The sequence below is a fragment of the Pseudonocardia sp. Cha107L01 genome, assembly GCF_052566575.1.
Window position 1 is genome coordinate 2,582,642 of the sequence record NZ_CP199579.1, and the last position, 12,826, is coordinate 2,595,467.

10 protein-coding genes are annotated in these 12,826 nt (G+C 72.2%); 8 read left to right on the forward strand and 2 right to left on the reverse strand.

What is annotated here, in order from left to right:
• Positions 1–4 precede the first annotated feature (4 nt).
• Positions 5–874, reverse strand: coding sequence for a helix-turn-helix domain-containing protein (locus ACTXG6_RS12340; protein ID WP_445187915.1), 870 nt, complete (start codon positions 872–874; stop codon positions 5–7).
• Positions 875–1,340: 466 nt separating this feature from the next.
• A complete protein-coding gene (locus ACTXG6_RS12345; protein WP_445187916.1) occupies positions 1,341–1,772 on the reverse strand; it encodes an ACT domain-containing protein in 432 nt (143 codons plus the stop codon).
• A 256-nt stretch (positions 1,773–2,028) separates the two neighbouring features.
• Here ACTXG6_RS12345 and mfd point away from each other — a divergent pair, with 256 nt between their 5' ends.
• The 8 genes from mfd to ACTXG6_RS12385 all read left to right on the forward strand — a co-directional run bounded on the left by mfd (position 2,029) and on the right by ACTXG6_RS12385 (position 12,801).
• On the forward strand, positions 2,029–5,616 hold the full coding sequence (gene mfd, locus ACTXG6_RS12350; protein ID WP_445189984.1) for a transcription-repair coupling factor: 3,588 nt from the start codon (positions 2,029–2,031) through the stop codon (positions 5,614–5,616).
• 31 nt (positions 5,617–5,647) lie between these two features.
• Positions 5,648–6,643: a SurA N-terminal domain-containing protein gene (locus tag ACTXG6_RS12355; RefSeq protein ID WP_445187917.1), complete on the forward strand. Its 996-nt coding sequence runs from the start codon at positions 5,648–5,650 to the stop codon at positions 6,641–6,643.
• A gap of 31 nt (positions 6,644–6,674) precedes the next feature.
• Positions 6,675–7,679, forward strand: coding sequence for a MazG family protein (locus tag ACTXG6_RS12360; protein ID WP_445187918.1), 1,005 nt, complete (start codon positions 6,675–6,677; stop codon positions 7,677–7,679).
• A 138-nt stretch (positions 7,680–7,817) separates the two neighbouring features.
• Positions 7,818–8,669, forward strand: a complete 852-nt coding sequence (gene efeU, locus ACTXG6_RS12365) for an iron uptake transporter permease EfeU (RefSeq protein WP_445187919.1) — start codon at positions 7,818–7,820, stop codon at positions 8,667–8,669.
• A gap of 127 nt (positions 8,670–8,796) precedes the next feature.
• A complete protein-coding gene (gene efeO / locus ACTXG6_RS12370; protein ID WP_445187920.1) occupies positions 8,797–9,948 on the forward strand; it encodes an iron uptake system protein EfeO in 1,152 nt (383 codons plus the stop codon).
• Between the two features lies 1 nt (position 9,949).
• Complete coding sequence (gene efeB, locus ACTXG6_RS12375) at positions 9,950–11,203, forward strand: iron uptake transporter deferrochelatase/peroxidase subunit (protein WP_445187921.1); 1,254 nt, start codon at positions 9,950–9,952, stop codon at positions 11,201–11,203.
• A 138-nt stretch (positions 11,204–11,341) separates the two neighbouring features.
• Positions 11,342–12,130 (forward strand): alpha/beta fold hydrolase, encoded by a 789-nt coding sequence (locus ACTXG6_RS12380; protein WP_445187922.1) that lies wholly within the window; start codon positions 11,342–11,344, stop codon positions 12,128–12,130.
• Positions 12,127–12,801: a QsdR family transcriptional regulator gene (locus tag ACTXG6_RS12385; protein WP_445187923.1), complete on the forward strand. Its 675-nt coding sequence runs from the start codon at positions 12,127–12,129 to the stop codon at positions 12,799–12,801. Before ACTXG6_RS12380 ends, ACTXG6_RS12385 begins: the two co-directional genes overlap by 4 nt.
• Positions 12,802–12,826: the final 25 nt, after the last annotated feature.

Consider the following 12,826-nt stretch of genomic DNA (forward strand, 5'->3'; position numbering starts at 1 on the left):
GGTCTCACTCTGGGCCGGTGAAGACCTCGGCATCTTGGAGAAACGGGAGCTCCTCGCGGATCCAGGTGTGCGGGGTGCAACCGGCCAACGCCCGCCACTCGTTGGTCAGGTGCGCCTGGTCGAAGTAGCCGCACAGCTGCGCCACCTCGGCCAGCCCACCGGGCGGCAGCCGCCGCAGCAGGGTGGCGGCCCGACCGAACCGGACCACCCGGGCGGCCTGTTTCGGGGCTAGCCCGAACTCCCGGGCGAACCGCTCGGAGAAGTGCCGCCGGCTCCAGCCGACGTCGCGCGCGAGTTGGCTGACCGGCACCGCGCCACCCTCGGTGAGGATCCGCCGCCAGGCCCACCGGACCTCACCCGGCGGCTGCTGGGCCGTCGCGCGGCTGTCCCGGCTGGCTGAGCTGGTGGCGCAGGCCAGTAGTACCTCGTCCAGGATCTCGAACCGGCGTGCCCAGCTCGGCGCCTCGACCAGCCGCTCCGGCAGCTGGGCCAGCTCCGGCCTCGGCAGGTCGGTGAGGTCGATCACCCGGCCGGCCAGCTCGGACGCGGGCACCCCGAGCAGCGTGCGCACGCCCAGCGGGCTCACCTCGAGGTGCACGCCGGCCTGCAGCCGGTCCTGTGCGATCAGCGCCGGACCGGTGTGCAGCCCGCCGACGAGGCCCTGACAGCGCGCCGCTCGCTGGTCCGACCCGGGCATCTCCAGCAGCCGGACCGGCGCCTCGAGGCTGACGATCAGCGTCACGTGCTGGCTGGGCAGCCCCCGGTGCACCTCCAACAGCACGCCGTCCTGGCGGTAGCCGATGTACCGGCTGATCAGCGCGCGCAGCGCCGGGTGCGGGCGACTCACCGCCCAGTCCAGCTCGGCCCCGGCCATGGCCACAGGGTAGGCGCGCCGGCCGACAGCACCGAGCGGAAAGCGGGTGCCGGTTACAGAGCTGGGCGCGCAGGCGGCGGCGCGCACGGACCAACCGGCCTGTTGTTACCGAGCTGCACACCAGGCAGGTTTTCGGGCCGTTCCACCTGCACCGTGTGCAGCTCGGTAACACGCCGCTGGCCGCGGGTGCGTACTTGCGGTGCTCGCGGGTGCGGTGCGCGCGGGTGCGGTGGCGGCGGCCCAGGTGCGGTGCTCGCGGGCGCGCACGGACCAACGGGCCTGTTGTTACCGAGCTGCACACCAGGCAGGTTTTCGGGCCGTTCCACCTGCACCGTGTGCAGCTCGGTAACACGCCGCTGGCCGCGGGTGCGTACTTGCGGGTGCTCGCGGGTGCGTACTTGCGGGTGCGGTGCTCGCGGGTGCGGCCGCGGGCGGGTGTGGCTTGCCGGTGCGCGGCGGCTCGGGGTCAGCTCGCCGCGGCGCCGTCCGACTGCGGCGTGGCCAGCGCGGTGAGCAGGGCCAGGGCGTCGGCGGCCCGGTCGGCCGGCACGAACAGGTGGTCGTGGTGGTAGCCGGCGACGACGTTGCAGCTGATCCCGCCGGTTGCGAGCTGTGCGCTGACCGCCGCGGTGAGCCCGACCGCCGCGAGGTCGGAGTGCACCCGCAGGGTGATCCGCGCGGCGACGTAGGAGTACGCCAGCCCGGCCCGGTCCGCCTCCTCCCTGGGCAGCACGAGCGTCAGGCCCTCGTCCTCGGCGACGGTGACCACCGGGTGCAGCCCGGCCGGCACCCCGGTGACGGCGGCGTCGGACGGGGCCAGCACGAACACGTACTCACCGGGTACCTGCTCCGGGGTCATCCCGTCCAGTAGCCGCCGCAGGTCCCGCTCTCCGCTCATCGACGCAATCATGCTCCAGGGTTTCGGTGCGGGGCCACCTAGGCGCGCGAGCACCGGTGTGCTGAGATCCCCGACTCGGTGTGCTGAGACGCCCGACTCGCGGGTACGGCGGCGAGCCCGTACCGGGCGCGCGGCGAGCATTGCCGGCGAGCCCGTACCCTTGGTAGGGAGGCTCCGCCGGGGTGCTCGACCCGGGCAGGGGTCTGTTCGGTGTGCGCGTTTCCCCCTGCTCGTGAAGGAACCCCCAGTGTCCGATGTGCCCACCGCTTCCCCCGGACTGCTGGCCGCCGCGCTGGCCGACCCAGGGCTGGCCGCCGTAATCGAGTCACTCGATGTGCCCAGCCTGCGCATCGAGGGTCCGGCCGCGCTGCGTCCGCTGGTAGCCGGCGCGCTGGCCGGCGCCGCCACCCCCACCACGCTGGCGATCACCGCCACCGAGCGCGAGTCCGAGGACCTCGGCGCCGCGCTCGGCGAGCTCATCGGCCCGGAGCTGGTGACCGTGCTGCCGTCCTGGGAGACGTTGCCGCACGAGCGGCTGTCCCCGCGCAGCGACACCGTCGGCAAGCGGATCGCGCTGTTCCACCGGCTGGCGCAACGTGACACCGGGCTGCGGGTGGTGGTCGCCGCCGTGCGCAGCCTGATCCAGCCCATCGCCCCCGGCCTCGGCGAGCTCGAGCCGATCGGGTTGGCGACCGGTGACACGCACGACTTCGACGAGTTGCTGAAGCGGCTGGTCGAGCTGGCCTACACCCGGGTCGACATGGTCACCGGGCGCGGCGAGTTCGCGGTGCGCGGCGGCATCGTGGACGTGTTCCCGCCGACCGCCGTGCACCCGATCCGGGTGGAGATGTGGGGCGACGAGGTCAGCGAGCTGCGCCAGTTCGCGGTGGCCGACCAGCGCACCATCGGCGCGGTGGACCGCCTGGACGCTCCGCCGTGCCGGGAGCTGCTGCTCACGGACGCCGTCCGGGCCAGGGCGGCCGAGCTGGCGCGGGAGCACGCGAGCAACCGGGCGCTGGTCGAGCTGCTCGCCAAGCTGGCCGAGGGCATCCCGGTCGAGGGCATGGAGTCGCTCATCCCGGTGCTCTGCGAGGGCAACCTCGACCTGCTCACCGACCTGCTGCCGCCCGGCGCGCACGTGTTGCTGATCGACCCGGAGCGGATCCGGACCAGGGCCCGTGACCTGGTGCGCACCGGCCAGGAATTCCTCGAGGCGTCCTGGCTGGCCGCCGCGACCGGGCCGGACGCGAAGGCCCCGATCGACCTCGGCTCCTCGGCCTACCGGGACCTGGACGAGGTGTCCGAGCACGCGCTGGCCACCGGCCGCCGCTGGTGGACGCTCAGCCCGTTCGGCACCGACGCCCAGACCAGCACCGACGACAACGTCGTCCGCCCGGGTTTCCAGGCCGTCGAGTCCTACCGCGGTGAGCTGCCCAGGGCACTGGACGACCTGCGCAAGCACACCGCCGAAGGTGGCGCCGCGGTGCTGTTGCTGGCCGGCGCCGGTACCGCGCAGCGGGCCGTCGAACAGCTCGGTGAGGCCGAGGTGCCGGCGCGGCTGATCGCCGACGGGCTGCCGGAGGTGCCGGAGAAGGGCGTCGTCACGGTGAGCCGGGGCGTGCTGTGCGACGGCTTCGCGGCCCCCGGGCTGGGTCTGCTGGTGCTCACCGAGTCCGACCTGACCGGCAACCGGGTAGCCACCGGCGAGCCCCGCAAGCTCGCCACCCGGCGGCGCAACGCCGTCGAGCTGGAGACGCTCAAGCCCGGCGACTACGTGGTGCACAGCCAGCACGGCATCGGCCGGTTCGTGGAGATGCGCGAGCGCACGGTGAGCGGCGCCAAGCGCGAGTACCTGGTGCTGGAGTACGCCTCGAGCAAGCGAGAAAGGCACAGTCAGCCGGACCGGCTCTTCGTGCCCACCGACCAGCTCGACGAGATCAGCCGCTACGTGGGCGGTGAGCAGCCGACGCTGAACAAGATGGGCGGCGGCGACTGGGCGAAGACCAAGAGCAAGGCACGCCGCGCGGTCCGTCAGATCGCCGCCCAGCTGGTCCAGCTCTACGCCGCGCGCAAGGCCAGCCCGGGGCATGCGTTCGCCAAGGACACCCCGTGGCAGCGGGAGATGGAGGACGCGTTCCCGTACACCGAGACGCCGGACCAGCTGGCCGCGATCAACGAGGTCAAGGCCGACATGGAGCTGCCGGTGCCGATGGACCGGGTGGTCTCCGGCGACGTCGGCTTCGGCAAGACCGAGATCGCGGTGCGGGCGGCGTTCAAGGCGGTGCAGGACGGCAAGCAGGTCGCCGTGCTGGTGCCCACCACGCTGCTGGCCAGCCAGCACCTGCAGACCTTCGCCGACCGGATGCGCGCGTTCCCGGTGACCGTGCGCGGGCTGTCCCGGTTCACCGACAACAGCGAGGCCGCCGAGACCATCAAGGGGCTGGCCGACGGCACCGTGGACGTGGTGATCGGCACCCACCGGCTGCTGCAGTCCTCGGTCCGCTGGAAGGACCTCGGCCTCGTCATCGTGGACGAGGAGCAGCGCTTCGGGGTGGAGCACAAGGAGCACATCACCGCGCTGCGCGCGCACGTCGACGTGCTGGCCATGTCCGCGACGCCCATCCCGAGGACGCTGGAGATGAGCCTGGCCGGCATCCGCGAGCTGTCGACCATCGCGACCCCGCCGGAGGAGCGGCACCCGGTGCTGACCTACGTGGGCGCCTTCGACAGCAAGCAGGTGGGCGCCGCGATCCGCCGCGAGCTGCTGCGCGACGGCCAGGTGTTCTACGTGCACAACCGGGTGTCGAGCATCGACCGGGCGGCCGCCACGGTGCGCGATCTGGTGCCCGAGGCACGGGTCGCGGTGGCGCACGGGCAGATGAACGAGGACCTGCTCGAGCGCACCGTCGCCGGCTTCTGGCAGAACGAGTACGACGTCCTGGTCTGCACGACGATCGTGGAGAACGGGCTGGACATCTCCAACGCCAACACGCTGATCGTGGAGCGCTCGGAGAACCTGGGGCTGTCCCAGCTGCACCAGCTGCGCGGCCGGGTCGGGCGGGGGCGTGAGCGCGGCTACGCCTACTTCCTGTACCCGCCGGAGTCGCCGCTCACCGAGACCGCGCACGACCGCCTGGCCACCATCGCGCAGCACTCCGAGCTGGGTTCGGGTACCGCGGTGGCGATGAAGGACCTGGAGATCCGCGGCGCCGGCAACATCCTGGGTGCCGAGCAGTCCGGGCACATCGCGGGCGTCGGCTTCGACCTCTACGTCCGGCTGGTCGGCGAGGCGGTCGCCGCGTTCCGCCAGCAGGGCGGCGCGGGGGCCGGCGAGGAGGCCGAGGTGCTGGCCGACGTGCGCGTCGAGCTGCCGGTGGACGCACATGTGCCGCACGACTACGTGACCGGCGAGCGGCTGCGCCTCGAGGTGTACCGCAAGATCGCCGAAGCCGGCGACGAGACCGCTCTGACCGCCATCTCCGAAGAGCTCACCGACCGGTACGGCACGCCGCCGGAGCCGGTGCGCAACCTGATCTCGGTGGCCCGCTTCCGGCAGACCTGCCGCCGCCTGGGGGTCGGCGACGTGGCACTGCTCGGCAGCTCGGTCCGGTTCACCCCGCTGGAGCTGCCCGACTCCGCCCAGCTGCGGCTGCGCCGGCTGCACCCCCGCTCAATCTACAAGGCGGGGGCGAAGACCGTGGTGGTGCCGCGCCCGGCGGCCGGGGCGGACGGTGGCGGGCAGCGCATGGGCGCCGCTCCGATGCGGGACACCGAACTGCTCGACTGGTGCGCCAAGCTGATCGCCGACCTGCAGGTGCGGCCGCCGGTGCCGGCCGGGTCATAGCACTCATGACCGGGCGTGAGACAGTACGGCCGTGCTGATCGACCAGTTGCCTGTTCGACGCTCAGGTCGTATCTCGGGTCCCTGGGCGGTCCAGAGGGCCCGGGGTGCCCGCCGTCGCGCCCCGGTCCTGTTCCTGGCCCTCGGTGCCGCCTGCGCGGTGCTGACCGGCTGCGGCAGCGGGCCGAACCAGGCCGGCGCGGCGGTCATCGTCGGGTCCAGCTCGGTGTCCCTGACCGATGTGCAGGCCCGAGTGGACGACGTACTGCGCCGCTCCGACGTGATGAGCCAGCTCACCGGGCAGGGCAACACACCGGGCGACATCGCCCGCTTCGTGGCCACCCGGGAGGTGCAGCACCTGCTGCTCACCCAGTCCGCCCAGCGGGACGGCATCAGAATCGACGACCAGCAGGTGGACGCGGAGCTCGCCAAGCCGGAGACCACCCAGATGCTGGACGGCGACCTGGTGTTCGACCCAGGCGCCGCCCGGGAGGCGGTCCGCGACCAGCTGATCGCCGAGGCACTCACCACCAAGTACCTGGACCGGCTCGCGGTCACGGTGGACGTCACCACCGCGACGTCGCGCCCCGACGCGCTGAACAAGGCGCGGCTGCTCGCCGCCGGCCCGGTGCAGGCCTCCGCCGTGCTGGCCGCTGACGGCCCGAACGCGCAGAAGAACCTGCAGCTGCGGGCCGCGCTGGTGCCGCAGTCGGCCGCGCTGTTCCTGTTCGGCACCCCGGCCGGCCAGGTGGTCGCCACCCAGACGTCGGCGTCCCCGGACGTGTGGACCGTGGTGCGGGTGACCAGGCGGAGCATCGACGCCCCGCCCGTCGGCGACCCGACTGCGACCTCGGTCGCCCAGCTCGGCGAGCAGACCATGGACCAGATCGGCCGCCGGCTCACCCAGCCGTTGGCCGAGGAGCTGGGCGTGCGGGTCAACCCGCGCTACGGCACCTGGGACCCGCTGTTCCTGTCCGTGCTGCCGCCCGGCCAGCAGCCCAGCGTCGTGTTGCCCGCGGTCCTTTCCTGAGACTGGATCTTCTGAGACTGAACTGAGAGTCATGGCCCGAACGCTCGTGGTGCTGTCCGGCCGGCTGGGCGCGGTGCTCCCGGCCGCCGCGCTGCCCGCCCTGCGCGGCGCCGAACACGTGCTGGCCGATGTCTCGGTGCCCGCCGAGGTCGCCGGGGCGGCCGGGGCGGCGCCCGTTCCCGACCCGACGCCGGGCTCCGTCGGCTGGCCCGCCGACTCATGTGTGCTGCTCACCACCGACCCCGCCCACCCGTTGCTGGCCAGCGCGGATGCGGTGCTCACGGTGCCCGAGCCGCCCGGCGCGGCGCTGCTCGACGCCGTCGCGGTGATGGACCGGCTGCGCTCGCCCGGCGGCTGCCCGTGGGACGCCGAGCAGACCCACCTCTCGCTGCTGCAGTACCTGGTCGAGGAGTGCTACGAGCTGTACCAGGCGGTGGAGGACGCCGACCGCCCGGCACTGCGCGAGGAGCTCGGCGACGTGCTGCTGCAGGTGCTGTTCCACGCCAGGGTCGCGGCGGAGGGCGGGGTCAAGCCGTACCCACCCGACGCGGGCCCGTTCGGCATCGATGAAGTGGCCGCTGACCTGGTACGAAAGCTCGTCGACCGGCACCCGCACGTGTTCGCCGCCGAGGTCGCGCCGGCCGACAAGGTGCGTACCGCGTCCGATCAGGAAGTGCGCTGGGACGAGCTCAAGCGGGCGGAGAAGCGCCGGGAGTCCAGCGTGGACGGCGTGGCGCTGAGCCAGCCCGCCGCCGCGCTGGCCGCGAAGCTGGTGTCGCGGGCTGGCAAGGCTGGCCTACCTGCCGCGCTGACCGCCGAGGCAAGCCTTGGCAACGGGCCGGGCGAGCGACTGTTCGCGCTGGTGGCCGAGGTCAAACTGGCCGGTACGGACCCCGAGCAGGTGTTGCGCGCGGCGGCCCGGCGGTTCGCCGCCGACGTGCGCACCGCCGAGCGGTCGGCGCGCGTGGCCGGCCTGGATTCGCACCAGCTGGGCGCCGACGACTGGAACCGGTTCTGGCCGAACGGGCAGCGTTGAGGGTAGTTGACCCACTCACTCTGTTGGGTAAGCCTATGCTCCGGCGAAGTGTTCTGAGCCTTGGCTCACCAACTGATTGACACCTTTGATTAGCCGAGCCTAGCCTGATCGCGCCAATCGGAGGAGGTCGACCGCGCGATGCTGCCCACGTTTGTCATCGGGCTCCGTGAAGGTCTCGAAGCATCACTCATCGTCGGCATCGTCGCTGGGTTTCTCGGACGGCAGGGACGGCGTGACGCGCTCCGCCAGGTCTGGCTCGGGGTCGTCGCGGCGGTGCTGATCTGCATCGTGGTCGGAGTCGTGCTGGAGATCATTTCCGCCGACCTGCCGCAGGCGGAGCAAGAGGGCCTCGAGACGGTGATCGGGCTGTTCGCGGTCGCCATGGTGACCTACATGGTCATGTGGATGCGCAAGCACTCGCGGGATCTCAAGGGCGAGCTGGAGGGCCAGGCCGGCGCGGCGCTGGCCCGGGGCTCGGCCACCGCGCTGGTGGTCATGGCGTTCCTCGCCGTGCTGCGCGAGGGCTTCGAGACCGCCGTCTTCCTGCTGGCCGCCTTCCAGGCCAGCACCTCGCCGCTACTGGCCGGCTCCGGCGCGCTGATCGGCGTCGTGCTCGCGGTGGTGCTGGGTTACGGCATCTACAAGGGCGGTGTCCGGCTCAATCTGAGCAAGTTCTTCCGGATCACCGGCGTGGTGCTGGTCGTGGTGGCCGCCGGCCTGGTGATGACCGCCTTCCACACCGCGCACGAGGCCGGCTGGGTGAACTTCGGCCAGCAGCGGGTCGCCGACCTGTCCTGGCTGGTGCTGCCGGGTACCCCGGTCTCCTCGCTGGTCACCGGCGTGCTCGGGATCCAGCCGTACCCGGTGCTGATCGAGGTGGTGGCCTGGTTCGTGTACCTGGTGCCGCTGATGGTGTACCTGCTCTGGCCGCAGGGCGGGCCGGCCCGCCGGGTGCCCGCCGAGGAGCCCAGCCCGGCGTCGGCCGGCTAGCCGGCCCGTCTGACCGCGTGCCCCGCCCGCTGTTTCCGCACTGACCCCGGCCAGGACGAGTCCCACCCCTGATCTCGCGATGGCTGCCGACCGCCGATGTTCGAACGAGCTAGAAAGGCTCCACCTCATGACTTCGATTCGAGCGGACAGGCTCGCGGGAGCGGCGGCGCTGGTCTGCGCCGCCACCTTGCTGGCCGGTTGTGGGAGCTCAGGCGGATCCGGCGCGGCCGCCCCGAGCGGGCCGACCGCGGCGGTGAAGATCGCGCTGTCCGACGCGGGCTGCGAGCCGACCCCGGCCAGCGTCCCGGCCGGCCCGGTCAAGTTTTCCATCACCAACTCCGGCTCCGCCAAGGTCACCGAGGCCGAGCTGCAGAAGGACGGCAAGATCCTCGGCGAGAAGGAGAGCCTGACGCCGGGCCTGAACGGCGACTTCTCCCTGCGCCTGGACGGCGGCGGCGCCTACAGCATCTACTGCCCGGGCGGGGCCAAGGACACCTGGACGTTCACCGTGACCGGCGGCGCCCCGAGCACCCCGGCCGACACCTCGCTGGCCGTCGCCACCAAGGGCTACCACGACTACATCGTGGCCGAGGTGGACCAGCTGGTGCCCACCACCAAGACGTTCACCGACGCGGTGCGGGCCGGTGACATCGCCAAGGCCAAGGCGGCGTTCGCCCCGGCCCGGGTGCACTACGAGAGCGTGGAGCCGGTGGCGGAGAGCTTCGGCGACATCGACCCGGACGTCGACGCCCGCATCGACGACGTGAAGGACCCGTCCCAGTGGACCGGCTTCCACCGCATCGAGAAGGCGCTCTGGGTGGACAACTCGCTGGCCGGCATGACGCCGATCGCGGACAAGCTGGACGCCGACGTGAACACGCTGAAGACCAAGGTCGCTACCGAGACCTACCAGCCGGCGCAGCTGGCCAACGGTGCCGGTGACCTGCTCACCGAGGTCTCCACCTCCAAGGTGACCGGCGAGGAGGACCGCTACTCGCACACCGACCTGTGGGACTTCCAGGCCAACATCGACGGCGCGCGCAAGTGCTTCGAGCTGCTCAAGCCGGCTCTCGCGGCGAAGAACCAGGACCTGGCCCAGCAGCTCGAGGCCCGGTTCACCGACGTGGTCAGCGGCCTGTCGCGGTACAAGCAGGGCTCGGGCAACAACGCAGGCTACGTCGACTACAGCACCGTGCCGCAGGACCAGCGGCGCAAGCTCGCGGACGCGGTGAACGCGCTGGCCGAGCCGCTGTCGAAGGTCGCGGGCCAGGTGGTCTGACTTGACCGTCTCGTCGGACCGCGCCAAGGGTCCCAGATTTTCCCGGCGGGGTCTGCTCGGCGGAGCCGCCGGGCTCGGGCTGGCGGGCGTCGCGGGCGCCGGGCTGGTCGGCTGTGCCGGCCAGCCCGACCCGGCGACCGGCACCGTGCCGTTCTACGGGGGCAACCAGGCCGGTGTCGACACCGACGTGCAGGACCGGCTGGCGTTCGCGGCGTTCGACGTCACGAGCACCAGCCGGGCCGACCTGATCGACATGCTGAAGACCTGGACCGCCGCCGCCGAGGCGATGACCAGGGGCGTGATGGTGCCCGGGGAGTCCAACGCGGGCGAGGTGCCGCCGGCGGACACCGGGGAGACGATCGGGCTGCCGCCGTCGCAGCTGACCGTGACCATCGGCTTCGGGCCGTCGCTGTTCGACCAGCGGTTCGGGCTCGCCGCGCACCGGCCGGCGGCGTTCAGCGCGCTGCCGGCGCTGCCCGGCGAGATCCTCGACCCGAACCGAACCGGGGGTGACATCGGCATCCAGGCCTGCGCCAACGACCCGGCGGTGGCCTTCCACGCGGTGCGCAACCTGGCCCGCCTCGGCAAGGGCACCGCGGTCACCCGGTGGACCCAGCTCGGCTTCGGCCGGACCGCGTCCACCGGCACCGACCAGCAGACCGAGCGCAACCTGATGGGTTTCAAGGACGGCACCCGCAACATCAAGAGCGACGACAAGAACGCGCTGGAGCAGTTCGTCTGGGTCGGCGACGAGGCGGCCCAGCCGTGGATGAAGGGCGGCAGCTACCTGGTCTCCCGGCGGATCCGGATCTTCGTGGAGGCGTGGGACCGGGACCGGCTGTCCGACCAGGAGGCGGTGTTCGGCCGGGAGAAGTACACCGGCGCCCCGCTGACCGGCAAGGCTGAGTTCGACGTCCCGGACTTCGCCGCCAAGGGCCCGGACGGCACGACCACGATCGCCGACGACGCGCACATCCGGCTCGCCGCGTTCGAGAACAACGACGGCCTGCGCATCCTGCGCCGGGGTTACTCCTTCACCGACGGGATCGACGAGCGCACCGGGGACCTCGACGCCGGGCTGTTCTTCATCGCGTACATGAAGGACCCGGCCCAGTTCGTAACCCTGCAACGCAAGCTGGGCAGCCAGGATGCGCTCAACGAGTACATCCGCCATGTCGGCTCCGGCCTGTTCGCCTGCCCGACAGGTGTCCCCGACGCCACCAGCTACTGGGGCAAGCAGCTCCTCGAAGCCTGACCCTGTGACCCCTCACCTCCCTCGCCGGCTCCCTGTCGGCATGTGCAACTCGTTTGACTAAATGTCATGTCTCGCAACACATTGGCATCGATGTAACATTTGTCTGGATGGACAACGGCCAGACGGAATGGGGTAGCGATGCCGACGGTGGAGCGCGCGGGGGTACGGACCTACTACGAGGTCCGGGGCGCGGGCGAGCCGGTGCTGGTGTGGGGGCACGGTTTCCTGGTGTCCTCGCGGTTCTTCGGCGAGGTGATCGACCGGCTGCCGGGCTACCGGTCGATCACGGTGGACTTCCGGGGTCACGGCCGCTCGGCGGGGGTCACCGAGGGGGTCACGCTGGCCGAGATCGCGGACGACATCGCCGCCGTGCTGCATGAGCTCGGCGTCGAGAACGCGGTGTACATCGGCCACTCCACGGGCAGCGCGGTCGGCATGCGGCTGGCCGCGCGGCACCCCGGGCTGGTGCGCGCCGCGATCGGGCTGGCCGGGGTGCCGGTGCAGGGCAACCCGCCGGAGGTGCTGGAGTTCACTGCGGCGCTGTCCGCGATGCAGGGCGACCCGGCGGCGTTCGCGGGGGCGCTCGGCCAGCTCACCGTCCACCCGGGGCAGGAGGAGATGGTCGCGGCGGCCGGGCGGGAGGCGGCGCTGGTACCGCTGGCCGCGCTGAAGAGCATCGGCGAGGTCGAGCTGTTCCTCGACGAGTCCGAGCAACTGCTGCCGAAGCTGACCCAGCCCTGGCTGTTCGTCATCCCCGGCGACGACCGGTCGGTGGACCCCGAGCTGCAGCTGGCCGGCGCCCGCCGGTTCCCGAACGGCCGGACACTGGTGCTGGACGGTGAGGGGCACCTGGTGCCGCAGGAACGCCCTGCCGAGATCGCCCGGATCGTCGAGGACTTCGTCTCCGGGCTACCGTCGGAGGCATGAGCCGGGATGGGTCCGCGCCGGGCGAGCCGCCGACCCCGCTGCAACGCCAGCTCACAGGCACCCGCGCGCCGGCCAGGCCCACCCCGCTGGACGCGCTGGCCGCCGCGCGGCACTGGTTCAACCAGGGCCGCAAGCTGGACATCCAGGCGCTGGCCGCCGAGCTCGGCGTCAGCCGGGTGACGCTGCACCGCTGGGTCGGCACCCGGGAGCAGCTGCTGGTCGAGGTGCTCTGGGTGAGCTCCGAGCGGGCGCTGACCCGGCTGCACGAGCAGGTCGAGGCGGAGGGGCCGGCCCGGCCGCGTCAGCCGGGTCAGCCGGGTCAGCCGGGTCAGCCGGGTCAGCACAGCCACACCGCCGAGGTGCTCGGCCGCTGGGTGCGGGAGGTGCTCGCCCACCCCGGCCACCGGCAGCTGGCCTCGGAGGAGAGCGAGATGTTCGTCCGGCTGCTCACCCACGACGCGAGCCTGTTCCAGCGCCGGCTGATCGAGCTGGTCCGGGAGCTGCTCGTCGAGGACATCGCGGCCGGCCGGGTCACCATCGACCTCGAGCCCCTGGAGCTGGCCTACACGGTTGTGCGCATCGTCGAGTCCTTCGTGCACACCCCGGCCATCACCGGCTGCGCCCCCGACCCGGACGGCAACGCCCGCGTGCTGCGCGCCCTGCTCAGGTGACCGGTGAGTGGCGAGGTCCGATAGG